The organism is Arthrobacter sp. ov407 (genome assembly GCF_900102895.1).
GTDB lineage: Bacteria > Actinomycetota > Actinomycetes > Actinomycetales > Micrococcaceae > Arthrobacter.
In genome coordinates this window covers 534,359-558,881 of sequence record NZ_FNGD01000001.1, presented here as the reverse complement: position 1 = coordinate 558,881, position 24,523 = coordinate 534,359, and the positions used below count along the sequence as shown (strand labels likewise).

Here is a 24,523-nt window from a genome sequence, read left to right as displayed (position 1 = left end):
GCAGGGTTGATGCATTCTAACCGCCGCCGCTGCCGTTCCGTCAGGGGCCCTGCAGCAGGGTCCCCGAAGGACGGCGGCGGCCGTCATTAGTGCCACGAGTGGGGCCGGCGCTTAGTTCCGCGGTCAGTCTAGTTGCTGGTGCACACCGGGAGGCCCGATGTGTCGCCGCCTGACGCGGCCAGGTCAACCGCTTTGCGGGCCTCGGCGAGGTTCTCCACCCGGACCACTTGCAGGCCGTCGGGGATGTGGCCCAGGACGTCGTCGCAGTTGGCTGCCGGGGCCAGGAACAACGTGGCCCCGCCGGACCGCGCACCCTGCATTTTCTGGGCGATCCCGCCGATGGGTCCCACGGCACCGTCCGGGGTGATGGTTCCGGTCCCCGCGATGTGCTTGCCGCCGGTCAGATCGCCCGGTGTGACGGTGTCAATGATGCCAAGCGCGAACATCATGCCCGCGCTGGGGCCGCCAACTTTGTCGAGCGAGATGGTGACGTTAAACGGGAAGGTGAACTTGTACTGCAGCAAGACGCCGAGGATGTAGCGGCCCGCGCTGTTTTTGGCCGGAGTAATGGTGACGGGCACCCGGGCGCCGGCGCGTTCCACGATGACCTTGACGGGTTTGCCGTTGCCGGCGGCCAGTTCCGCCTGGACGACGCCGAGGGCCGTGATGGGCTTGTCATTGATGGAGACCAGAACGTCCCCTGCCTGCAGCAGTCCCTTCGACGCGGAGTCGTCCGGAAGGCCGGACACCTGCAGTTTCTGCCCGAACGGAATATTCAGTTCCTTCAGTGCCGCGGCGACGGCGTTCTCCTGGGAGGTGGTCATCGCCGTCGCGCTCTCCTGCTGGGACTGCTCCTTGGTGACGCCGGTCGGGAACAGCAGCTCCTGGGGGTAGACGGCCTTGGTCCCGTTGAGCCATGCCGACAACGCCTCGACGACGCTGACGGGACCGTTGGGACCGCCGTCGACGTAGACGGTGGTGAGGTCCAGGCTGCCCTTGGCGGGAAACGTCTCGTGGCCGCTGACGCTGATGACCGGTTTTCCGTTGTCCTGGCCGATGGTGTTGAAGGTGGGTCCGGGAGACTCGATCACGTAAGGCACCGGCAGGCTCACCGCTGTGATGCCCAGGGCCGCGGCCAGCAGCCCCGAGACCAGCATGGCTGATGACCGGTTGTTGCGCTTGCGCCGCAGGCCCAAGCCTGCCAGTCGCGCCCTTCTGCCCCGGACGGGGCCGGCCGCTGGGTCGCTGGCCGGTTGCTCACCTGGGGTGATTGTCATTGAACGACCTCTCCGTGCCGGCACGAGGGGCGCCGGCCCCGGCAGGACAAGCCTGAGAGGGCACCGCGACCACGCGCCAGGGCCGCAGCCTACCCGAGGCTGCCGCGTGCAAAATATTCCGACTTCCAAGCCTACGCGCTTGGCGCCCCGGACCGCTCTTTGCCTACAGCGAACGTGGCGCGGTTTCGGCAGACAGCCGCTCTTGCCGAGGGGTACCGTGAAGTTGAGAAGCAGCCACACCGACGATCGGCGGGATCATGACCTCCAACCCACTCAATCCGTCCAATGGCGACGAGGAACCCAAGGATCCCTTGGCCGAAATGCTCAAGAACCTGATGGGCGGCCAGGGCATGGGCAATATCGACCCCGCCGAACTCGCCAAGGCCGCGGGCCTCCCGGACGATCCAAACCTCCTGGCCCAGATGTTCTCCCAGGTGCAGGCGATGATGAGCGCCCCCTCGGAGGGGCCCGTGAACTGGCAGCTGGCGCATGAGAACGCCCGGCGCGTCGCCGCCACCGGATCCGATCCCTCGGTCACCGCCCAGCAGTCGCGGGAGGTCGATGAGGCCCTTCGGCTGGCCGAACTCTGGCTCGACCAGGTCACGGGGCTTCCGGCCACCGGACTGATCGGCCGGGCGTGGTCCCGTGCCGAGTGGGTCGAGGAAACCCTCGGGACATGGAAGCGGCTGACCGAGCCCGTGGCCAACAGCATCGCCAATGCGCTCTCCACCGCCATGACCGAGCAGATGCCCGAGGAAATGAAGTCCATGATGGGCGGCGCCTCTTCGATGATCCAGAACATGGGCGGGGCGATCTTCGGCATGCAGCTTGGCCAGGCGATCGGCGCGCTCTCGGCCGAAGTTGTCAGCTCAACGGACATCGGCGTGCCCCTGGCAGACCTCGAAATGGCGCTCCTGCCGGCCAACGTGGCGAAGTTCGGTGAGGGCCTTAGCCTGCCGGAGAACGACATCCGCCTGTTCCTCGCGGTGCGCGAGGCGGCGCACGCCCGCCTCTTCGTCCAGGTCCCCTGGCTGCGCGGACATCTGCTCGGCGCGATCGAGGCCTACGCCCGCGGTATCCACATCGACACGTCCAAGATCGAAGAACTCGCCCGGGAGATCGATCCCAGCAACCCCGAGGGCATCCAGGAGGCGCTCTCGCAGGGTGTCTTCATGCCGCAGCGCACGCCTGCGCAGGAGCAGGCCCTCGAAAAGCTGGAGACCGCCCTCGCCCTGGTGGAGGGCTGGGTGGACGAACTTTCGTGGGGAGCGACCGAGAAGCTGCTGCCCTCCGCCGCTGCGTTGCGCGAAACCGTCCGGCGGCGCCGGGCCACCGGCGGCCCCGCGGAGCACGCGTTCTCCTCTTTGGTGGGCCTCGAACTGCGGCCGCGCCGGCTCCGCGAGGCCGCCACACTGTGGGCTTTACTCAAGGACGAGCGTGGGATGGAGGGCCGCGACGCTGTCTGGCAGCACCCCGACCTGCTGCCCACGGCTGAGGATCTGGACGATCCGCAGGGCTTTAGCGAACGCCGGAAACTCGCCGAAGCCAGCGACAGCGAAGTGGATGACGCCCTGCAGAAGCTGCTCAGCGGAGGTTTTGACGAGCCCGCTGGCACCGACGCCACGGATGCCGAGGGCACTGAGGACTCCGAGGGCACCGCGGGCTCCGGCCAGGAACCGGCAGCCAACGACGATGACCGTCAGGAAGGCGGACCGGAAGACGGCGGCAAACCGAAGGCCTAGTGGATCGCTAAGGGTCGATCGCTAAGGGGCCCCGGCCGGGATTTCGGTTCCGTCCGGGGCTTCGTCGTATCCGCCGCCGGGCGCCAGGCCGCGTGAGGTCGCGAACGAGACCCCGTCCAGGAAGGCCTTGGCGCGCTCCGTTTCCGGGTACGCCGTCAGCAGCCGCCAGAATGCGGCATCGTGGCCGGCCACCAGGAGATGGGCAAGTTCGTGGAGCAGCACGTAGTCGATCACCCATTGCGGCATGGGCTGCAGCTTCGCCGAGAGCCTTATGGTTCCTTGGGACGGTGTCGCCGAACCCCAGCGCGAATTCTGATTGGTGACCCAGCGGACCGAGGAGGGCACCGCCCTGCCGCCCAGGTACTTCGCCGACAGTTCGGCGGCGTGCGCGGCAAGGTCGGCATCGCTGCGGGGGCGCCGCCGGCCGGAACCAGGCGCGGCCCGGTCCCCCTGGCGCCGGAGTTTTTCCAGCATGCGGTGGACCCACTCCCGTTCCTGGGCCCTGCTGAAGGAGGCCGGGATGGCGACGACGGCGGTGCCGTCCTCCCAGAACGCGGCGACCGTGCGTCGTCGGCGGGCAGACCGGCGCACCACCACCGGGGCGCCGTCGGCGGTGGTCAGCGGTGTGACCGCCGGAACAGCCCCGGACATCCCTGCCCTGGACATCACTCCACCGTGCTTTCGACCAGTACCGCCAGGACGGTCTCGCCGTACTTCTCCAGTTTGGACGGACCCACGCCGGCGAGTTTGGCCAACTGCTCGAGAGATTCGGGGCGTGCTTCCGCGATGGCGGTCAGGGTGGCATCGGTGAACACGACAAAAGCCGGGACGTCCGCCTCCAGGGCCACGTCCTTCCGCCATTGCCTGAGCGCGTCGAACGTCTGTTCCTCGTAGCTGGGCGGGCACTGGTTGCAGCGGCCCACCTTGCGCTCAGCGCCGCTGGAGAGCATGCTGCCGCAGACCCGGCACGACGCCGGGACGGCCGCCTTCCGGCGCGGCGCAGGCCCCTTGCCCCGGAGCTGTGAGCTGGCCACCGAGTCGGGGCGCAGGCCGTCCAGGAAGCGTGAGGGCTTGCGGTTGGCCCGTCCGCCCGGTGTCCGGGCAGTGGACCAGGACAGGGACAGGTGTTCGCGGGCACGGGTGATGCCCACGTACAGGAGCCGGCGTTCCTCGTCCACCGCTTCCGGGGTGTCCGCGAACGAGATCGGCACGAGTCCCTCGCTGAGCCCGACCAGGAACACGGCGTCCCATTCCAGGCCTTTGGCGGCGTGCAGGGATGCCAGGGTGACGCCCTGGACGGTCGGTGCATGCTGGGCCAGAGACCTTTCCTGGAGCTCGTTGACGAAGTCCGGGAGTGCGAATTGCGGGCCCCTGCTGATCACGAGTTCGTCGGCCAGCGCCACGAGGGCGGCCAGCGATTCCCAGCGCTCCCGGGTCGCGCCCCCGCTGTGCGGTGCCGCATCCGTGTAGCCCAGGGAGGCGACGATGTCGCGGACAAGCTGGCCGAGCGGCTCGGGCGTGGCGGTCTCGGCCACCGCCCGCGTGGCGGCCCGGAGCTGCAGGATGGCGTCCCGGACCTCTTTACGCGCGAAGAACCGCTCACCGCCGCGCAGCTGGTACCCGATCCCTGCCGAGGCCAGCGCTTGTTCGTAGGCTTCAGACTGTCCGTTGGTGCGGAAGAGTACGGCGACCTGGCTCGCCGGAGTTCCGGCGTCAAGGAGTTCGCGGATCCGCGCGGCCACCGTGGCGGCCTCCGCCTCGTCATCCGAACATTCGGTGAACCGCGGCACGGGGCCCGCAGGCCGCTGCGCCACGAGCTGCAGCGGCGTGGCCCAGGCGGCGTCCGCCACGGGACCACCGCTGCGCCGGCCGCCGAGGAGGTCGTTGGCGAGCCTGACAACCTGGGGCGTGGATCGGTAGTCCCGGATCAGCTTGACGACGTGGGCCTCGGGATACATGGCTTTGAAGCCGAGCAGGTGCTTCGGGGAGGCACCGGTGAAGGAGTAAATGGTCTGGCTGGCGTCGCCCACGACGCAGAGCTCGTCGCGTCCGCCGAGCCACAACTCCAGGAGCCGCTGCTGCAGCGGCGAGACGTCCTGATACTCATCGACGACAAAGTGCCGGTACTGTTCCCGGACGGTCGCCGCCACCTTCGGGTCCTCCTGCAGGATGCCTACGGTGATCAGCAGCACGTCCTCGAAGTCAATGACGTTGCGGTCGGTCTTGACGTCCTCGTAGGACTGGAAGACCCGCGCCACGGCCGTCAGGTCGAAGCCGCCCGGATTGCCGCGGCCCTGGGCATTTTCCAGATAGTTCGCCGGGGTCAGCATGGATACCTTGGCCCACTCGATTTCGGAGGCGAGGTCGCGGATGGAGGCGCGGTCCGTGCTGAGCCGGAGCCGCCGCGCGGCCTCGGCGATCATCTGTGCCTTGTGGTCCAGCAGGTTGGGCAAGGTGCCGCCGACCGCCTGCGGCCAGAAGAACTGCAACTGGCGCAGCGCCGCGGCGTGAAAGGTGCGGGCCTGGACGTTGCCGACGCCGAGGTCACGGAGCCGGCTGCGCATCTCGGCGGCAGCCCGGGCCGTGAAGGTGACGGCCAGGAGCCGCTGCGGGCTGTACACCCCTGAGTGCACCCCGTAGGCGATCCGGTGCGTGATGGCGCGGGTTTTCCCGGTCCCGGCACCGGCCAGCACGCACATGGGCCCCTGAAGGGTACTGGCGACCTCGCGCTGCTCGGCGTCGAGGCCGCCAAGGATCCGTTCCTCCAGCGAGCGGGTGTCCGGTTCCTGCACATCCGGTTCGGGGGCGCCGCCGCCGGACGGCGCACCATCGAAAGACTCGCCGCCGGGGATAGTGCTGAAATTCAAATTCTCTGTGGTCACTTTTGCTGCTCAGTCATGTAGTCGGTGTCCTGCGGATGGGGCAGGCCGGGTCAGACGCTGTCCGTGGCGTCCTGAATGACGCCGCCGTACCAGTGTTCAATAAGGGACCGGGCGATGGAGAGCCTGCTGGAAATGACGATCTCGCCGCTGAGGACCGCGTCCTGCAGTTCGCTCCGGCTGAACCAGCGCGCCCTGGTGACCTCGACGCCGTCGGGCCGGGCTTCGGTGTCCGGCGTGGTGGCCGTGAAACCGAGCATCAGGGAGGCCGGGAACGGCCAAGACTGCGATCCGAGGTACTGGGAGGCGGTGACACGGACCCCGACTTCCTCGCCGATTTCGCGCTGCACTGCCTGTTCAAGCGACTCCCCCGGCTCGACGAAGCCGGCGAGGGTCGAATAGTTCCGGGCGTCGAGCGGGCCGCCTCCGCCCAGCAGCAGTCTCCCGTCGGGTCCCACCACGGTGACGATGATGGCCGGATCCGTCCGGGGAAAATGCTCGGAGTTATCGGCCGGGCAGCGCCGGACCCAGCCGCCGGCTTCCGGCTGCGTGGGGGTGCCGCAGCGCGGGCAATGGGTGTGGGTGGCGTGCCAGTTGGCGATGGCGCTCGCCTCGATGAACAGCGCCGTGTCCGTGGCGTTCAAACGTGCCGCAACTTCGCGGAAACCCGCCCACTGCGCATCGCTGGGGATGCCGGCTACGTGGGCTTCGAACTCCTCGGCCCGGACTTCGAACTGAACAGGCAGGACGAAGAGGACCAGCTCGGTGCCGGCGTCGAGGTCCGAACCAGCCAAGGCCGAACCGAGGTAGATCACGTGTTCCGGAGCGTACGGGGTGTTCGCCAGGTGCCCGGAGAGCTCGGCCGCATTCAGGAGAACGAGGCTGTTGTCGCTGACGAGGGCCTGCCGGCCGGAGAGCACCATGGCCTGCGCCGAGCCTGAACCGACCAGCTCCGCCAGCATTCCGGGTTTCACCCGGGCCGCGGATCCGCGGTCGATCAGGGCCGGGCGCACAGGAAGGACCGTCTCCATCAGGTGGTTTGCCGGCAGAAGCTGCACCGGCGGTGCCGTACCTTCGGGTGCCGAGGACTCGGAGGGGGTTTGCTCTGATGTCGGTGACGATGCCGGTGACTGTGTCGGTGACGATGCTGGTGATGGTGCCGGTGACTCAGCAAGACTCATATACACACCGTACTGACTCGGGCAGACAATTGACATTTGCCGCCCACGCCGCCGCCCGCTCCGCGGCGTTCACGGGACAGGCCGTTTGCCGCAGATTTAGCCCTAGTTTTGCTCTCATTTACTCCCGATCTCAAGACTCGCCGGAGTGCATCGCCGTCTTGGGCGCCGCTCAACCTACCGTGGAAGGGTGAGAAGGAAACCTATCGAATTGGCAGCTGTAGCAACGGCGGCGGTACCCGGCCTGACCCCGACCGCCGTCAGCTCCGCGCCCGACGATCCGGCGGACTTCGACGCAGCCCTCCTGCTGGACTCCGAGGGCAAGCGTTGGCGTGTCCGCTCCCCCCGGCACGCCGAAGCCAGCGCCCGGCTGGAAACCGAATTCCTGGTTCTGCGGGCCTTCGCTCCCGGCATCCGGGCCGAGTTGCCGTTCCTCATGCCCACGGTGGCGGGAACTGTCCGGCAGGGCCAGCTCAGCACCTTCGTCTACTCGCACCTGGCCGGCGCCACCCGCTCCTTGGACGACCTCAGCAACGGCTCCCCCGCCGTTGCCCGCGAAATCGGCGCGGCGTTGGCTGCCATCCATGACCTGCCGCGGTCCATTGTGAGCAACGCCGATCTGCCCAGCTACACGCCCAACGAATTCCGCCAGCGGCGCCTCAACGAACTGGACCAGGCCGCCACGACCGGAAAAATCCCGCCGCTGCTGCTGCGGCGCTGGGAACACGCCATGGAAGACGTCTCCCTCTGGCGCTTCAATCCCTGCGTCGTTCACGGCGACCTCCACGAGGACAACCTGCTGGTCGACGGCGACCGGGTGACTGCCGTGACGGGCTGGACCGACCTGCGCATCGGCGACCCGGCGGACGACATGGCCTGGCTGGTCGCCTCGAACGAACAGGACTTTGTGAACGCGGTCCTGGATCACTACACCTCCAGCCGTCGCGATGTTCCCGATGCCCACCTGCTGCGGCGGGCGGCGCTGTCCGCCGAATTCGCGCTGGCCCAGTATCTGGTCAAGGGCCTGACCGCCGGCAACCAGGACATGATCGGCGAGGCAGAGTCCATGCTCGCCACCCTGGCCGACGACGTCGCGGAACACGGCGGCCAAGCCATCAGCGTGGAACCGCTGCCGCAGCCGGTCGCGGCACCCGAACCCGGTGCAGAACATGCTGGTGCCGATGTCGATGCGCCGACGACGACGCCCGCGGCTCCGGCCGCTCCGGCGCTTCCGGCCAGCGGGACGGGACCCGCCACGAGCAAGGTCACATTGTTGCCCTTGGAGCCGGTACCCGGTACCGCTCCGGCTGAGGATGGCTCTGCGCAAATCAGTGTCGTGCCCGCTGTGCACATCACGCCAATCCCGCGGGAGACGGAGGCTGACGCACCGACGGCCTCCGCCGCCGAGGCCGCCAACGCCGCCGAGACTGATGCCAGGCAGGCAGAGGCTCCGGACTCCGACGCCGAAAACGCTGGGGAGAGTGACGCTGAGGCTGCGGTTCCCGCCGCCGACGAGACCTCGACGCAATCGATCGCCGTCGTGCAGCCAAATTCCACAGTGCAACCGGATTCCACAGTGCAGCCGGATTCCACTGTGCAGCCGAATGTCACAGCCCAGCCGGATTCAGCCAGGGAAACAGGACCCGGTGACAACACGTCAACCGCCGCCATAACGGTGGTCGACACCACGTCCCGCTAGTCCCCCCTCGCCGCTGCTGTCCTCCCCAGGGCTGCTGCCACGATTTCCTCAAGCTTCTCCGCTGATCCGAGGTCGTGCGGACGGACCACCTGGTTGTCGGCCACGTAGTAGAACGCGGCCCGGACGTCCTCCAGTGGGACCCCTTTGAGCCGGGCCCACGCCAGGCGATAGACGGCGAGCTGAACTGCCTTCACCTTCAGCTGGGCCGCGGAGGGGCGGCGACCGGTCTTCCAGTCCACAAGGTCCCAGCCGCCGTCGGCGTCGCGGAACACAGCGTCGATCCTGCCCCGGACCACGACGTCGCCAATCCTTGTCTCGACCGGAACCTCGACATGGGCCGGGGCGCGGTGCGCCCACTCGGACTGGCGGAAAGTTTCCACCATGGAATCCAGGCCGTAGGCCTCGTCGATGTGGTCGTCAGCACCGGCAGCCTCCCCCAGGTCCAGCATCCCGGCGGCGCCGAAGTATTCCTCCACCCAGGCGTGGAAAGCCGTGCCCTTGCGGGCCGACATCCCCGGTTCGCGCGGGATCGGCCTGCGCAGGCGGGCCACGACGGAGCCTGCGTCATCTTCCAGATCCACGAGGGTGGACGCGGAGATATGGCCCGGCAGATGCACGTCCTGAACCACCGAACGCCGAGAGCGGCGTTCCAGCAAAGTGGCCGCTTCCCTCGCCCATCCCGCCGCAGGACCGCGCAGGACGGGCCGCGCATCGTCCACGATTGCGTGCGCCGGGGCCACGGCCGGGTCACTGTCCACGTGACTGTCCGGGCCGGCATCCATTGCCTGCAGGACGCGGGCCGCGGCGGATTCCATGGCCGCACGCCGGCCCGGGACAAGCCGCAGCCGTTTCCCCGTCCGGGGGTCATGCGGCCCCTCCAAGGGATCGTAGGGCCAGGCGGCGACTTCGAGTTCAGAGGTCAGAGGGCTTTCGTCCGGCAGCGCGTCCTCGCTGACGGACAGCGGGTGGATTTCGGCTGCGCCCTCCGCGGTGAGGCCCTCGAGCCCGGAAAGAAAGGGGGACATCTCGGCCAAACCGGCCCGGGATCCCACCCACGCGGCACTTGAAATCCAGAGCACGTGTTTTGCACGGGTGTACGCCACGTAGGCCAGGCGCCGTTCCTCGGCCTCGCCGTGCGCCTGGACGGCTGACTTGAACTCCTTCTCGGCGTCAAGCCAGCCTTTCTGGTCCGGCTGGTCCAGGTCCCATTGGGGCAGGTCGGCGCGATCGCCGCGCAACGGCCACGGCAATGCCGCACTCCCGCTGCTCCACCGCGAGTCCCGGCTGCTGGGAAACGCCCCGGCGTTGAGTCCGGGAACGAACACGACGTCCCATTCCAACCCCTTGGACGCATGCACGGTCAGGAGCTGGACGGCCTCGTGGTTCACCTCCGGCGCTGCCGCATCGAGACCGTTTTCCTCGGCCGCCGCGGCTTCCAGCCACGCGAGGAACGCCAGGACGTCGACCCGCTGGGAAGTGTGCAGGAACCCGGCCGCCGCATCCTGGAAGGCGTCCAAGTTGCGGCGGGCCTGATGGATGCTGATCCCGGGCCGCCCCGCAACTTCGATGTCCAGGAGCATCGCCCGTTCAACCTCGCCCAGCAAGGTGGTGAGATCGTCCCCCATGTAGCTGCGCAACTGCCGTAGCTCGTCCGAGAGCCGCTGCAGGCGACCGCGGGCCTCCGGGCTCAGCCTGCGGCCATGCGCCGAAGTCCAGCCGTCGCGGGGCAGCCAGTCCAGGGCCTCGACCAGGCTGGCGGAATCCGTGATGTCGCCTTCAATCACTGCGTCATCGATCGTATCCTCGTCGGCACGCCCGGCGTCGTCCGCGTCCAGGCCGCTAGGGCGGCCCCGACGGCGGGCCAGGAAGCTGGACCAGTCCCGCAGGGCCATGAGGTCCGCCGGGCCGATCCGCCACCGTGCGCCGGCCAGCAGGCGCATGAGGGAGTCCGAGCGGCCGGGGTCGGCCAGGACTCGGAGCGTGGCGACAAGATCGATGATTTCCGGCGTGTCCAACAGCCCGCCGAGTCCGACGATTTCGTAGGGAATGCCCCGGACTTCGAATTCGCGGCGAATGCATTCCATTTGTGCCCGTCGCCGGCAGAGGACGGCCATGGCTGGCGGAACCGGGTCGGCGGACTGCGGGGCGTCGAAGTCCGTCACGCGGAATTTCAGCACGTCTGAAGCGATCGCCGCGGCCTCGGCTTCGTCCGTGGCGAATCGTCCCATCACGACCCTGCCCTCGACGGCGGCCGGGCTGGGCTGCAATGGCGGAACCTCGACGGCATCGACACTTTCCCGGGCCCCGGCGGCCCCGAGGTTCGCCGCCGCCTTGCTCAGCGGCGCCGAAATGAGGTTGGCCGTGGCCAGGATGTTGCGCCCGTTGCGCCATGCGGTGGTCAAATACGAGGTCGGCGCCACGGCGAAGCAGCGGGCCGGGCCGGCCGGACCGCTTTCCTGTTCCCCGCCGCTGCCTTCTCCGCCGTTGCGGTGGGCGGCGCCTTCGCCGCTGACGAGGATCGGGAATTCGCGGACGAAGTGGAAAAGTTGCCCGGCGGACGCTCCCCGGAATCCGTAGATGGACTGGTTCGGGTCCCCCACCGCGGTGACGGCATGGCCGTCGCCGAAGAGTCGGGAGAACAGCACCAGCTGGGCGTGCGAGGTGTCCTGGAACTCATCGAGCAGCACTACCTTGTAGCGCTGGCGTTCCGTTTGGGCGGCGACCGGAATCTCGTTGGCCACCCGTGCCGCAAGGGCCACGAGGTCGCCAAAGTCCAGGGCGCCGCGGACGCGCTTCGCCGCGGAGTAGCGGCCCACCATGTCCGCGACGCTGGCCCGGGTGCGCAGCATCGCGCTGAGCTCGCCCGCCGCCTGGGTGGGGTTCTTCTTGGCCTCTGCGACGTACGGCAGCGACTCGAACGCGGCGACCCGTTCCAGCAGCCAGCCACGGACCTGGGCCGGGTCCTGCAGGTGCTCCGCGCATTCTCCTGCCAGTTGGATCACGGCCTTGACGAGGGTCGATTTGGCGGACCGGAAGTGTTCGTAGTCCCCGTCAAAAGCTTCCACCACCTCGCTGGCGAGCTGGAACGACTGGGCGCCGCCGAGCAACACGACGTCGCGTTCGACGCCGAGGCGGAGGCCATAGTCGGACACAATGCCGCTCGCATACGAGTGGTACGTCGAGACCTTGGGTTCGAGCGCATCCGTACTCAGCAGCCCGGCAGGGAAGACAGTGTTCCCTGTGTCGGCCGCCGCGATGCGCGCCAGCGCGGCCAGCTTGGCCCTGATCCGCGAGGCGAGTTCACCGGCGGCCTTACGGGTGAACGTGACGCCGAGGACCTCCTCCGGCCGGACCCAGCCGTTGGCAACGAGCCATACCACCCGGTCGGCCATGGTGGCAGTCTTCCCCGAACCTGCACCGGCGATCACGAGCCGCGGCGTGAGGGGCGAGGCAATGATCAGGGACTGTTCGGCAGTGGGGTTGTTCTTCTCGCCCAAGAGTGCGGACAGCTCCTCGGGGCTGAACCGTGGCTCGGGAAGGGTATTCGGTGCCGGATGCGGGTCGGTCAGGCCGGTGGCCGGCGCCTCGGGGGTCATTCAGTTACCTGCTTTCCCCGCACGCACAGCGGGCACACTTCAGGAAGCCGGCAGCCGTGGCCGCCGTGGCCTCCCTTGGACGGATCGTGGCGGGCCTGGAAAACGCTGCCGGACATCACGCGGGCGGCGTCGCCGACCATCTCCAGCGCCCAGTTGTCCTGCGGGTCCAGTGGGGCCTGGGCTTGGATCCCGGGGCTCTTGGTTGTGGTGCCCAGCTGGGCCAGGACGGCCCCGCCAGGCAGCGGCGGCGGCCCGTCGTCTGGGCCCGCAAAGCCCCCGGCCAGCACGGCGGCCTGATAGGCGCCGAGCTGCGGGTGGCGGTCCAGATCCGCCTTGCCGGGCTGGCGTTTGCCGGTCTTGAGGTCGATGATCACCAGGCGGCCCTCGGCATCGATCTCGAGCCTGTCGACCTGGCCCCGGAGCACGGCGGGCCGCGCCGGCCCGATGCTCCCGCCGTCGCCGGGCTCGGAGGCGGCTCCGGCGGTGGTCTCCGCCGGAACGTCCGGCAGTTTTACCTCGAAGTCCTGTTCGACGCCGATCAGGCTCCGGCCCTCGCTGCGCATCACGAGGACATACTGGGCTAGCTTGCGGACCATCGACTCGGCACGCTGGAAGTCCAGTTTGCCTTCCCAGTTGTCCTTCATCCCCAGCGTGGGCCAGCGCCGGACGAGTTCGGCAACGTATTCGCTTCCCGAGGCATCCGGCAGGTCCTGCGCGATGGCGTGGACCAGCGTCCCCAGGCTACGGGCAAAATCCGTCGCGGCTTCTCCGCCGGCGGCCTGGACGAACCAGTCCAGCGGCGATTTCTGCACGGTTTCCACCTTCGAGGGCGACACGAAGACGGTACCGCCCGGCGGAACCACCGGCTCCTCCGAGGACAATTCGGCCAGTCCCCACCAGCTCGCGGGGTGTGCGCCCGGAACGGGTGGGTGAGCCGTGGCCAGGACTCCCAGCACGGCCGCGGCTTCGGCCGATTCGGCAGCCTTGGGGTCGAGCTGGGCGTACTGGCGCAGTTCCGCGACCAGCGCCCGAAGGGTCAGCGGACGCTCGACCGGGGTATAGCCCCGACGGTCCTGCCCCGGCCGCAGCGGCGCCACATAGTCCAGGAACGAGGACGGCTGCTCATCCTCCGAGGACACGGCCGTGCAGATCAGCACCTCCCGGGCGCGGGACACCGCGGTGGAAAAGCTTCGGAGCTCGTCATAGCGGATTTCGCGCAGCCGGCTGAGCGGATCCAGTTGCAGGGCATACGCCACACCGTGTTCGACGGCGTCGGCGAACAAGGTGCTGCCGAGCAGCTCGCCGCGCAGCCGGGTGTTGGGCCACACGCCTTCCTGAAGTCCCGGCACGATCACCACCGGCCACTCCCGGCCGGCGGCGCTGGCAGGGGTCATGAGCTCCACGGCGTCTTCCAGCTGCGCCCTGGCGGCCAAGGTATCCATGGGCAGTTCCTGGCTCAGCAGGTATTCAAGGAACTGCTCCGGGCCGGAGCCGGGCAGCTGGTCGACAAAGCGTTCCGCGGTATGGAACAGCGCCATCATGGCATCGAGGTCCCGGTCGGCCCGGGCACCGGCCGACCCTCCGGTGAGGGCGGCCTCGGTCCAGCGGGAGGCAAGGCCGGTGGAATGCCAGAGCGCCCAGAGCACCGTCTCGGCGTTCCCGCCGGGGGCCTCGGCGGCGTCCCGCCCCGCCCGGATCATCCGGGCAATCCGGCGGCCGGAGTGACCCTCGATGCCCAGCGTTGCCAGCGCTCCGGGCTCCAGCAGAGCTTCGACCAGGAGGGCGTCGCTGGTGCGTCCGCCGCCGCCCAGGAGTTCCTCCCGGCGCAGCGACTGCCGCAGCCTCCGCAATTCAATCGACGTGGCGCCGCCTATCCGCGACGTCAGCAAGGACACGGCTGACTCGGGCGTGAGCGCGGCGGGGTCAAGGGCCACGGCATAGGCATCCAGCAGTGGACGGACCGCGACTTCGTCCCGGACGGCGGATTCGGCCACAGGAATCCGGACCGGAATCCCCTGGCCGGCCAGGTACCGCTGCAGCTGGCTGAGCTGGCCGCCATTGCGCACGATCACGGCAATGTCCCCGAGTTCCCGGGCGTCGTTCAGCTGGGCTTCGAGGATCCGCTGCGCCACGTACCGCAGTTCGTGGACAGGGGACGGCAGCAGGTGGGCCTCGACGGCCCCAGGGCGGCCGCCGGCGCGGGGCGGGCCGTCCGGCGTCCTAACCGCAGACCCCGGCGGGCCGTCCGGCGTCGGGACCGGATCAGGGCGTTCGAGCCGGCGTGCGGACTGCCCGCCGGATCTGCGGGAGATGCGCCCGGCCACCGACAGCCATGCCTCTGCCACGGCCGGGGCGTGCCGATGCGCGGTCCACAGGGGACGTTCGAGGATCGCTCCGTCCGGGGCCAGGAGGCGGGGAAGCTCCGCCACGAGATCGGGGCGTGCCCCGCGGAAGCCCTGAACCACGGTGTCCGGCGAGGCAGTGATGATGGAGTCCTTGCCGGCGGCGATGTCTGCCAGCAGTTCGAAGACCGCGGGGTTCGCCTCCTGGATGTCGTCCACGAGAATCAGCTGCAGGCGGTCGCGCTCGGCGGCGAGGAAATCCGGTGAGTCCTGGAAGATCTGGCGTGCGGCAGTGATGATGCCGGCGGGGTCGAAGGCCTCGGGCATGCGCAAGTCCAGGACGTCGCGGTACTCGGAGTAGAGTGCGGCCGCCGGAATCCAGTCGGGCCGGTTGCACTGCCGGGCCAAGGCCACGAGGTCCTCGGCCGTCCGCCCGGATTCGATGATCCGGTCAAAGAGCTGGCGCACTTCCTGCCGGAATCCGCGGGTTTGCAGGGCGGCGCCCAGGTCCTCCGGCCAAGGCAGTTCGAGGCCGGGCAGCGCATGGCCCTCCAGCAGTTCCTTGATGATCAGGTCCTGTTCGGGACCGGAGAGCAGCTTCGGCTGGCGCGGAAGCGGCAGGAGGCCTTCTGCCTTGGCACGCCGGATCAGATCGAAGGCATATGACGCCCAGGTCCGCGCCGGCGTCGTGCTCAGGCTCCGGTCCAGGCGGGCCGTGAAGCGGTCGCGGAGCGTATCCGCGGCGAGCCTTCCGGGAGCCAGGATGAGCATCCGCTCCGGGTCCAGGCCGTCCCGCAGGGTGCGGCGGACCGCGGCCTCGACGAGGACTGTCGACTTACCGGTGCCGGGCGCGCCGGCCACTAGGACGGGGCCAGAGCCGGGCGGGACATCGACGGCGGCGAGCTGGTCCGGCGACAGCACGGGGACCGCGCTGTGGTGGGTCCGGGGCGGCAACAGGCGCAGCCCGGAAGGCTGAGACTGTGCCTGTTCTAACTGTGTCAATTTAGAATGGCGACCGTGGCTGGGGGTACTCACACGGTCATTTCATCATCCGGTACCGACAATTTATGTGACTCCCGCTCGAGGCGCTCAGCGATGGCATCGATCCGGTCGAAGTCGGCGTCGGCGGGCGCCCATCGGCCGGAGGCCAGGTCAACGCGCCAGCGTCCCTCGCCGGTCCGGAGGAAATCGTCGTAACTGCCCAGCAGCGGCGTCCCCTCCTGCAGATAGAGCGCCAGTGCCTCGTGCTCGAGCCCGGGCGGCGCGTCCCCGCTGGCCTTCAGGACGCGCCACCAGGGCACACTGCTGCCGTGGCGGCTCATAACGGAACCTACCTGGCGCGGGCCGCCGGAGCCGAGGAGTTCCGCGACGTCGCCGTAGGCCACCGCAGTGCCGGCCGGGATCAACGCCACGAGCTCCAGCACCGCCTCCACATACTCCATCCGCATCGATCCAGCCTAGCCGTTCCGGTGCGTAGCCCGTGTCCTGACGGCACGCGGGCACGGCGGTCAAGAACTGTCGGAGGCAGCAGGTAGCTTTGAAGCATGAGCACTTGGAACAGCCTCCCCCGCGCAGCCTTCGACCTCGAAACAACGGGCCGCAACTCCCGCGCGGCGCGGATCGTCACAGCATCCATCACCGTGGTGGACGCTGACGGCGGGATCGTCAAGGAACACGAGTGGCTCGCCGACCCCGGCGTTGAGATTCCCACCGAGGCCAGCGACATCCACGGCGTCACGACCGAGAAGGCCCGCAGCGAAGGCCGCCCCGCCGCGGAAGTGACGCGCGAACTCGCTGCCGTGCTGCAGGAGCTGTTCGACGCCGACGTGCCCGTCATTGCCTTCAACGCCAGCTACGACTTCACCGTGCTCGCGGCCGAGTCGGCCCGCTACGGCGTCCCGCAGTTGAGCCGCTTCCCCGTTTTGGACCCCTACATCATGAACAAGCAGGTGGACCGGTACCGCAAGGGCAAGCGCACGCTCACCGCACTGTGCGAGGAATACGGCGTGGGCCTGGACAACGCCCACACCTCGGCCGCCGACGCGCTGGCGACCCTGCGCATGCTCGATGCCATGGCCGGAAAATTCCCCAAGCTCAGGATGCCGGCGAGTAACCTGCACCAGCTTCAGGTCGAATGGGCCTCGGCCCAGGCCGCGGATTTCCAAAGCTACCTGCGCAAGACGAAGCCGGCAGCGGTCATCGAAGGTGACTGGCCCGTCCTGCCTCCCGAGGACGCCAGCCGCGGCGACTTCTAGCCGAGCCAGTCCAGGCCCGCTACCACCGTTCGTCTACCGCAGGACGGGCCAGCCGCGACTCCTTTGGGACGGAGATCACATGCCGGACCCACGTGCGCCCGCGACTTTGTGACGGTCGGGGATTCCGCAAGCTGCAACCCTGCCCTGCGCGGCGCCCGGCGCTTTGCGCTCTATCTCAAATTTTCCACATCTGATCACCCTTTGTTACGAACTAAATTCGAAATTGGCTGCCAAAAGACGGCGCTGACATAATTTAGTTCAGAACCGTGCGTGTGTTATGCCGCGCCTACACCCAACCGCCAAGGGATTAATGATCACAGTTACCGACCTTCGCAAGGTCTACCAGCAGGGCAAAAAGGAAGTGGTGGCCCTCGACGGCGTCACCCTCTCCGTGCCGAAGGGCTCCATACACGGCATCATCGGCCACTCCGGGGCCGGCAAGTCGACCCTCGTGCGCTGCCTTACCCTGCTGGACCGTCCGACGTCGGGTTCCGTCAGCATCGACGGAACCGAGCTCAGCTCCGTTAAGGACTCGGAGATCCGCGCTGCGCGGCGGCGCATCGGCATGGTCTTTCAGCACGCGAACCTGATGGATTCCCGGACCGCGGCCGGCAACGTGGCGCACCCGCTGGAACTCGTAAAGACTCCGAAGGACCAAATCCGGACCCGGGTTGCCGAGCTCCTGAGGCTAGTGGGACTCGAAGGGTTCGAGAACGCCTACCCTTCGCAGCTTTCGGGCGGCCAACGCCAACGCGTCGGCATCGCCCGCGCCCTTGCCTCGGACCCGGATGTGTTGCTGTGCGACGAGCCGACCTCGGCGCTGGATCCGGCCACCACGGATGAAATCCTGGACCTGATCCAGGACCTCACCCAGCGCCTGCAGCTCACCGTGCTGATCATCACGCACGAGATGAACGTTGTGAAGCGCGTCTGCGAATCCGTGTCCCTGCTCTCCGGTGGCCGCATCGTCGAACACGGCGCCCTGCGGGACGTGGCAGGTGATCTGGAAAGCAGGCTGGCACGCGCGCTGCTCCCCCTGCCTCCGTCGGAGCCACTGCCGGGCGCCCTGCAGCGCGGACCGGTGCTGGAGATCCTCTTCTCCGGCGACAGCGCCAAAGAACCCGTCCTCACCGGGGTCGCCCGGCATTTCGACATTGACATCAATGTCCTGGCCGGCAGCGTCGAGACCCTCGGCGGCGAGCAGTTCGGCCACCTGCGCGTTCAGCTGGCGGAAAACGCCGACTTCGACGCCGTACTTGCCTACCTGCACCAGCGCGGCATCACCGCCAAGCTTTCGGCCCCCGCCGCAACTGCAGACCCCGACTTCGCCAACCCGGCTCTTCCGGCCTCTGTCCCCGCCACCGCGGAACGGGGAGGTAACTAATGAACGACATTTTCAGCAATCCCGTCCTGGCCAAGGCCCTCCCCGAAGCCATCATCGAAACCTTGCAGATGGTGGGCATATCGTCCATGTTCACCGTGCTGATCGGCTTGCCGCTGGGCGTTTTCCTGCACGTCTCCGCCCCGGGCGGACTGCGCCCGATGCCGGTCATCAACCGGCTCCTCAGCGACGTGATCGTCAACATCACCCGTTCCGTTCCCTTCGCCATCCTCATGGTGGCGCTGATTCCCTTGGCCCGTGCACTAACCGGCACGAGCCTCGGCCCCATCGCCGCCTCGGTGTCCCTCTCGATCGGCACCATCCCGTTCTTCGCCCGGCTTGTCGAAAACTGCCTCCGCGATGTGCACCAGGGCAAGATCGACGCCGCCCAGGTCATGGGATCCACCAGGATGCAGGTCATCAACAAGGTAATGCTGCGCGAATCCCTTCCCGCCCTCGTCGCGGCCGTCACCACCACGGTGGTCACCCTTGTGGGTTTCTCCGCCATGGCCGGGCTCGTCGGCGGCGGCGGCCTCGGCAAGCTGGCCTACAACTACGGTTTCCAGCGTTTCGACGTCACGGTCATGCTCGTCACCATCGTGCTGATCATTGTCCTGGTCCAGATCATCCAACTGGTGGGCGAGCGGATTTCCCGCAGCCTCGACCACCGCTGACGAATCCCGGTTCCAGCGACCACTGACTCCGGCAGTCCGGCCCACCCCGGCCGCCCACCGATTCCCGCACCACCATCCTGCAGCGGGTAGCCGCCCTCTGCATCGGCGCGGACCACGGCTCCGACGTCGTGAATCCAGCTATTTCGAAAGGAACGCATCCAATGCGTAAGTCACTTACCCTCCTGGCCACCGGCATTGTCACTGCCCTGGCGCTGACGGCTTGCGGTGGTTCGTCCACCCCCAGTGCCCAGGTCACGACCCTCGACCCGGCCAAGCCCGCCACGCTCACGGTTGGGGCCAGCCCCGTGCCGCAGGCCAAAATCCTCGAGTTCATCAACCAGGACCTCGCTCCGAAGGCCGGCTTGAAGCTGGACATCAAGGAGATCGAGGATTACCAGACGCCCAACACCGCGCTGAGCGATGGTTCCCTGGACGCCAACTATTACCAGCACCTGCCCTGGTTCGAGGACCAGGTGAAGACCAAGGACTACAAGTTCGGCCACGGTGCCGGCGTGCACATCGAGCCGTACGCCGCGTTCTCGGAGAAGGTCAAGGACATCAAGGACATCAAGGACGGGGCCAAGGTCGCCATCACGAATGACCCGTCCAACCAGGTCCGTGCCCTCAAGGTCCTCCAGGCCGCAGGCCTGGTCAAGGACATCAAGGACGACACCTCGGTACTGACCATCACCGATGAGCAGAACCCCAAGAAGCTGAAGTTCTCCGAGAACCAGCCCGAATTGCTGATCAACGACCTCAAGGACCCCTCGGTGGATCTGGCCCTGATCAACGGCAACTTCATCCTCAAAGCCGGGCTGAGCACCCAAAACGCCCTGGCCGTGGAGTCTGTGAAGAACAACCCCTACGCGAACTTCCTGGCCTGGCGCGAGGATTCCAAGGAAGATCCCCGGATCAAGAAGCTCGAAGAGCTCCTGCACTCCCCCGAGGTCAAGGCCTTCATCGAAAAGGAATGGCCCAACGGCGACGTGGCCGTGGCTTTCTAGACCCGGTTCCATGACCGCTTGAAAACTTTGGGCACCCGCCGCGGCGGGTGCCCAAAGTGTTTAACAACGACGCCGGAACTGGCGTCCCGGCCCTAGGCCTTCGCGGCGGCCGCCGCCTTCGCCGCGGCCGGGAGGGCGTCGAAGATCCGGTTCATCGCGGTGTCGTCGTGCGCGGCGGAGAGGAACCAGGCCTCGAAGACCGACGGGGGCAGGTAGACCCCGGAGTCCAGCATGGAGTGGAAGAACGGGGCGTAGCGGAACACTTCCTGGCCCTGGGCGTCGTCATAGTTGTGGACGCCCCGGGCGCCCGTGCCGAAGGCCACCGAGAACAGGTTCCCGGCGCGCTGGATGGAATGGTCCACGCCGGCCGCGTCGAGCGCGGAGGACAGCGCCGCGGAGAGTTCGAGCGAGCGGGCGTCCACGAACGAATAGACCTCGGGGGTGGCGTGTGTGAGGGTCGCGACCCCGGCGGCCATGGCCACCGGGTTACCGGACAGCGTCCCGGCCTGGTAGACGGGGCCCAGGGGCGCCAGGTAGTCCATGACGTCCGCGCGTCCGGCGAGGGCCGCCGTCGGCAGGCCGCCGCCAATCACTTTCCCGAATGTCAGCAGGTCCGGGGCCCACGGCTCTGCCGCGTCGGCCGCCCCTCCGGTCAGGCCCCAGTAGCCGGAGTAGCCGGTGCGGAAGCCGGTCAGGACCTCGTCGAGGATCAGCAGGGCGCCGTGCTCGCGGGTGATCCGGGAAAGGCCCGCGTTGAAGCCCTCGGCGGGGGTGACCACGCCCATGTTGGCCGGAGCGGCTTCGGTGATGACGGCGGCGATGCTGTCGCCGTGCTTGGCGAAGGCGGCCTCGACGGCGTCGAGGTCGTTGTAAGGCAGCACGAGGGTTTCGGCGGCAGTCGCGGCGGTGACGCCGGCCGAGCCGGGCAGCGCGAGGGTCGCCAGGCCGGAGCCCGCGGCGGCGAGGAGTCCGTCGAGGTGGCCGTGGTAGCAGCCGGCGAACTTGATGATGAGGTTCCGCCCGGTGAAGCCGCGGGCCAGCCGGACGGCGGTCATGGTCGCCTCGGTGCCGGTGGAGACCATCCGGACGCGTTCGGCGGCCGGGACGCGCTCCTTGACGATGGCGGCGAGGTTGGCCTCGTCCGGCGTGGAGGCGCCGAAGGACAGTCCGCGGTCGACGGCGGCGTGGACGGCGGCGAGGACCGCCGGGTGGGCGTGTCCCAGCAGCGCCGGGCCCCAGGAGCAGACGAGGTCGACGTAGTCGGCACCGTCGGCGTCGGTCAGGTAGGCACCCTTGGCGGACACCATGAACCGCGGCGTCCCGCCCACGGAGCCGAAGGCGCGCACGGGTGAGTTCACGCCGCCCGGCATCAACTGGCGGGCGCGGTCAAAGAGTTCCTCGTTGCGAGGCATGCTGGATGTCATGGTTCCTATTCTTTCAGTTCGCGGCCAGGTCAGTGCGCGGCCAGCAGCGCGGCCACGCGGGGCGCCACTTCGGTGCCGAAGAGTTCGATGGAGCGCATCATGGCCGCGTGCGGCAGGGTGCCGTTGCTGTATTTGAGATCAAAGCGGTCCACGCCCAGGTTCTTCTTGAGCAGGGCGACCTTCGCGGCGACGGTTTCCGGCGAGCCGACGTACAGGGCTCCCTCAGGCGTGCACATCGCATCGAACTCGCCCCTGCTGGCCGGACCCCAGCCGCGTTCGGCCCCGATCCTGTTGCGCTGCTCGAGCCAGTGCGGGAAGAACTCCTCGCGGGCTTCCTCATCCGTGGCGGCAACGTGGCCGGGTGAATGCGTGGCCATCTGCTGCATCGGGTGCCCGTACTTGGCCATGGCCTCACGGTAGAGGTTGGCCAGCGGCGCGAAGGACCGCGGCTGGCCGCCGATGATCGCGAAGATGATCGGGTAGCCGTATTCGGCGCAGCGCAGCACCGATTCGGGGGTGCCGCCGACGCCGATCCAGGCCGGCAGCAGGTGGTGTTCCAGCGGCGGATAGACGCTCAGGCCGTTGATGGCCGGCCGGGTGCGTCCCTCCCAATGGACCGGTTTCTGGGCCCGGACCTTGTCGAAGAGCTCGAGCTTTTCCTCGAAGAGGACCTCGTAGTCGGCCAGGTCGAGGCCGAACAGCGGGAACGATTCGATGAAGGACCCGCGGCCCAGCATGACCTCGGCCCGACCGCCGGAGATGGCGTCCACGGTGGCGAAGCGCTGGAAGACCCGGATCGGGTCATCAGAGCTGAGGACTGTCACGGCGGAGCCGAGCCGGATGTTCTTGGTGCGGGCGGCCGCGGCGGCCAGGAAGACCTCCGGGGCGGAGACCGCGAAGTCGCGGCGGTGGTGCTCCCCCACTGCGAAGGCGTGCAGGCCGACCTCATCCGCGAGTTCGGCCTGTTCCAGGAGCTGCCGCAGCACCTGGGCGTGCGGGACGGGGTGGCCGTCCGGGAAGACGCCGACGTCGCCGAAGGTGTTCAGGCCGAGGAGGATGCGGTTGGACTCCACCGGGGCAGTGGGTGTGGGAATGAGCGAAGAGCTTAGGGGCTCGGGGGCCGCGTTCACCGGGATTCCTTCAGCCAGCCGGCGAGCTCGCTCGCCCAGTACGTCAGCACCATGTTGGCGCCGGCGCGCTTGATGCCCAGGACGGACTCGGTGATGGCGGCCCGGCGGTCGATCCAGCCGTTCGCGGCGGCGGCCTCGATCATCGAGTACTCGCCGGAAATCTGGTAGGCGGCCACGGGGACAGGGCTCATGGCGGCGACGTCGGCGAGGATGTCCAGGTAGCTCATCGCAGGCTTCACCATGACCATGTCGGCGCCTTCGGCCAGGTCCAGGTCCACCTCCAAGATCGCCTCCCGGCGGTTCGCGGCGTCCATCTGGTAGGTGCGGCGGTCGCCGGTCAGCTGCGAGTCGACGGCCTCGCGGAACGGGCCGTAGAACGCGGAGGCATATTTCGCGGCGTAGGCCACGATGGCGGTGTTGGCGTGCCCGGCGTCCTCGAGGGCCTGCCGGATCACGGCGACCTGGCCGTCCATCATGCCCGAGGGGCCCAGGACGTGGGCGCCGGCCTCGGCCTGCGCGACCGCCATCTGGCCGTAGATCTCCAGAGTCGCATCGTTGTCGACGTAGCCGTTGGCGTCCAGGACGCCGCAGTGGCCGTGGTCGGTGAATTCGTCGAGGCACACGTCGCTCATGACCACGAGTTCGTCGCCGACCTCGGCGCGGACGTCCCGGATGGCCTTGTTCAGCACACCCTCGGGGTCCAGGGAGGCCGTCCCGCGCGCGTCCCGGGACGCGGGGATGCCGAACAGCATGATGCCGCCGACGCCCAGCTGCACGGCCTCGGCCGCCGCACGCCGGAGCGAATCGGTGGTGTGCTGCTGCACGCCGGGCATCGAGGCAATCGCGTTGGGCTCACTCAGGCCTTCGCGGATGAAGGCAGGCAGGATGAGCTCCGAGGCCGCGAGCCGGTGTTCGGCCGTCAGCCGGCGCATGGCCGGGGTGGTGCGGAGCCGGCGTGGGCGGTGGGTCGGGAAGCTCATATGGTGTCCTTTGCTGAGGGCTCTGCGACTGACGGATGCGGTGGAGAATGCTGGTGGTCGAGGGACCGGACGACGGCGGCAACCAGGCCGGACGCCGTCGGCTCCTGCGCGACGGCGGCGACGGTGAGTCCGAGGGAGGCCGCCTCGGCCGCCGTCGAGCGTCCGATGGCGACGAAACGGCAGTTGCCCAGCGGGGCAAGGTCCGCGTGGATGCGGCGGGCGGCGCTGGGCGAGGCGGCGACGACGGCGTGCAGCCGGCCGGCACCGATTTCCGCTTTCGCCTCGGCCGCGGTGAGCACGGTGGGCGGCGGTGCGTCCTGCCCTGCCGGACCGGTCTCTTGCGTCAAGGTCTGCGGCGAGGCCGGCAGGGGGGCGGGTAGGGCCCGGCGCGGATCGGCCGGATAGTCGACGGTGTTGTAGGCGGTGACAGCCTGGACGGCGGCGCCGCGGGCCTCGAGGCCCTTGCGCAGCCGCGGGTCGGCAATGTCCGCCTGGGGCAGGAGCACGCTGCCCTGGTTCGCGGGCCAGATATCGAGCAGGCCCGTTCCGGATTGCTGGCCGGTGGGTGCAAGGTCGACGCTGATGCCCCGGGATTCCAGGAAACTGCGGGTCGCCGGGCCGATCGTGGCCACGAGGATGCTGCCGGGCAGCCAGCTGCTGAGGGAGGCGCCGCGTTCGGCCGCCTTCGCCTCAAGAGCCTGGACCGTGGTGACGCTGCTGATCACGAGCCACGTGTAGGCCCCGGCACCCAAGGCGTCGAAGGCGACATCGAGGGAATGCTGGTCACTCGCCTGCTCGAAGTCGATCAGCGGCAGGAGCAAGGGCTCGGCACCCACACGGCGGAGGGCCGTGACGAGCTCCCCCGCCCGGTCCGGGCTGCGGGCCACCAGCACACGGGCGCCCCCCGGCACCCTCATGCCCGGTGGCCCGCCCGTGTGGCTATGGTCGCTGTGCCGTCCCAT

The 24,523-nt window shown here is 68.5% G+C and carries 16 protein-coding genes and 1 pseudogene; 6 read left to right on the top strand and 11 right to left on the bottom strand.

The window, feature by feature from the left end; genetic code table 11:
* Positions 1-128 precede the first annotated feature (128 nt).
* A complete protein-coding gene (locus BLS42_RS02605) occupies positions 129-1,277 on the bottom strand; it encodes a YlbL family protein (RefSeq protein ID WP_090575876.1) in 1,149 nt (382 codons plus the stop codon).
* Positions 1,278-1,534: 257 nt separating this feature from the next.
* Between BLS42_RS02605 and BLS42_RS02600 the strand changes: the two genes are divergently transcribed.
* Positions 1,535-3,019: a zinc-dependent metalloprotease gene (locus tag BLS42_RS02600; RefSeq protein ID WP_090575872.1), complete on the top strand. Its 1,485-nt coding sequence runs from the start codon at positions 1,535-1,537 to the stop codon at positions 3,017-3,019.
* Between the two features lie 21 nt (positions 3,020-3,040).
* Here BLS42_RS02600 and BLS42_RS02595 read toward each other — a convergent pair whose 3' ends face one another.
* The 3 genes from BLS42_RS02595 to nudC all read right to left on the bottom strand — a co-directional run bounded on the left by BLS42_RS02595 (position 3,041) and on the right by nudC (position 6,956).
* Positions 3,041-3,685, bottom strand: a complete 645-nt coding sequence (locus BLS42_RS02595; protein ID WP_256336191.1) for a M48 metallopeptidase family protein — start codon at positions 3,683-3,685, stop codon at positions 3,041-3,043.
* Entirely contained in the window at positions 3,685-5,811 is a 2,127-nt protein-coding gene (locus BLS42_RS02590) for an ATP-dependent DNA helicase UvrD2 (protein ID WP_090576127.1), read from the bottom strand. Before BLS42_RS02590 ends, BLS42_RS02595 begins: the two co-directional genes overlap by 1 nt.
* Positions 5,812-5,951: 140 nt before the next feature.
* Complete coding sequence (gene nudC / locus BLS42_RS02585) at positions 5,952-6,956, bottom strand: NAD(+) diphosphatase (protein ID WP_090575867.1); 1,005 nt, start codon at positions 6,954-6,956, stop codon at positions 5,952-5,954.
* 310 nt (positions 6,957-7,266) lie between these two features.
* Here nudC and BLS42_RS20465 point away from each other — a divergent pair.
* Positions 7,267-8,211 (top strand): annotated as a pseudogene (locus BLS42_RS20465) (macrolide 2'-phosphotransferase); the annotation flags it as partial.
* Positions 8,212-8,771: 560 nt separating this feature from the next.
* Here the strand turns inward: BLS42_RS20465 and BLS42_RS02570 are convergent.
* The 3 genes from BLS42_RS02570 to BLS42_RS02560 are packed head-to-tail and all read right to left on the bottom strand — an operon-like array spanning position 8,772 to position 16,161.
* Positions 8,772-12,371 (bottom strand): ATP-dependent helicase, encoded by a 3,600-nt coding sequence (locus BLS42_RS02570; RefSeq protein WP_090575857.1) that lies wholly within the window; start codon positions 12,369-12,371, stop codon positions 8,772-8,774.
* Positions 12,368-15,715, bottom strand: a complete 3,348-nt coding sequence (locus tag BLS42_RS02565; RefSeq protein ID WP_090575854.1) for an ATP-dependent helicase — start codon at positions 15,713-15,715, stop codon at positions 12,368-12,370. Before BLS42_RS02565 ends, BLS42_RS02570 begins: the two co-directional genes overlap by 4 nt.
* A gap of 29 nt (positions 15,716-15,744) precedes the next feature.
* Positions 15,745-16,161 carry an MGMT family protein gene (locus tag BLS42_RS02560; protein ID WP_090575850.1) on the bottom strand — a complete coding sequence of 139 codons (417 nt, stop codon included), beginning with the start codon at positions 16,159-16,161 and terminating at the stop codon, positions 15,745-15,747.
* Positions 16,162-16,257: 96 nt separating this feature from the next.
* On the opposite strand from BLS42_RS02560, the gene BLS42_RS02555 reads away from it, so the two are divergent.
* From BLS42_RS02555 to BLS42_RS02540, 4 genes are all read left to right on the top strand, one after another.
* The gene (locus tag BLS42_RS02555; protein WP_090575847.1) at positions 16,258-16,968 is read left to right on the top strand and encodes a 3'-5' exonuclease; all 711 of its coding nucleotides are present in this window, start codon (positions 16,258-16,260) and stop codon (positions 16,966-16,968) included.
* 310 nt (positions 16,969-17,278) lie between these two features.
* Positions 17,279-18,352 carry a methionine ABC transporter ATP-binding protein gene (locus tag BLS42_RS02550; RefSeq protein ID WP_090575844.1) on the top strand — a complete coding sequence of 358 codons (1,074 nt, stop codon included), beginning with the start codon at positions 17,279-17,281 and terminating at the stop codon, positions 18,350-18,352.
* Positions 18,352-19,023 (top strand): methionine ABC transporter permease, encoded by a 672-nt coding sequence (locus tag BLS42_RS02545; protein WP_090575841.1) that lies wholly within the window; start codon positions 18,352-18,354, stop codon positions 19,021-19,023. The genes BLS42_RS02550 and BLS42_RS02545 overlap by 1 nt, the downstream gene beginning before the upstream one ends.
* 161 nt (positions 19,024-19,184) lie before the next feature.
* Positions 19,185-20,027 (top strand): MetQ/NlpA family ABC transporter substrate-binding protein, encoded by an 843-nt coding sequence (locus tag BLS42_RS02540; protein ID WP_090575838.1) that lies wholly within the window; start codon positions 19,185-19,187, stop codon positions 20,025-20,027.
* A gap of 92 nt (positions 20,028-20,119) precedes the next feature.
* On the opposite strand, the gene hemL is transcribed toward BLS42_RS02540, so the two are convergent.
* The 4 genes from hemL to BLS42_RS02520 are packed head-to-tail and all read right to left on the bottom strand — an operon-like array spanning position 20,120 to position 24,478.
* A complete protein-coding gene (gene hemL, locus BLS42_RS02535; RefSeq protein WP_090575835.1) occupies positions 20,120-21,451 on the bottom strand; it encodes a glutamate-1-semialdehyde 2,1-aminomutase in 1,332 nt (443 codons plus the stop codon).
* 29 nt (positions 21,452-21,480) lie between these two features.
* Positions 21,481-22,581: an LLM class flavin-dependent oxidoreductase gene (locus tag BLS42_RS02530; RefSeq protein ID WP_090575833.1), complete on the bottom strand. Its 1,101-nt coding sequence runs from the start codon at positions 22,579-22,581 to the stop codon at positions 21,481-21,483.
* The gene (hemB, locus tag BLS42_RS02525; protein ID WP_090575830.1) at positions 22,578-23,561 is read right to left on the bottom strand and encodes a porphobilinogen synthase; all 984 of its coding nucleotides are present in this window, start codon (positions 23,559-23,561) and stop codon (positions 22,578-22,580) included. Before hemB ends, BLS42_RS02530 begins: the two co-directional genes overlap by 4 nt.
* On the bottom strand, positions 23,558-24,478 hold the full coding sequence (locus tag BLS42_RS02520) for a uroporphyrinogen-III synthase (protein ID WP_256336190.1): 921 nt from the start codon (positions 24,476-24,478) through the stop codon (positions 23,558-23,560). The genes hemB and BLS42_RS02520 overlap by 4 nt, the downstream gene beginning before the upstream one ends.
* Positions 24,479-24,523 lie beyond the last annotated feature (45 nt).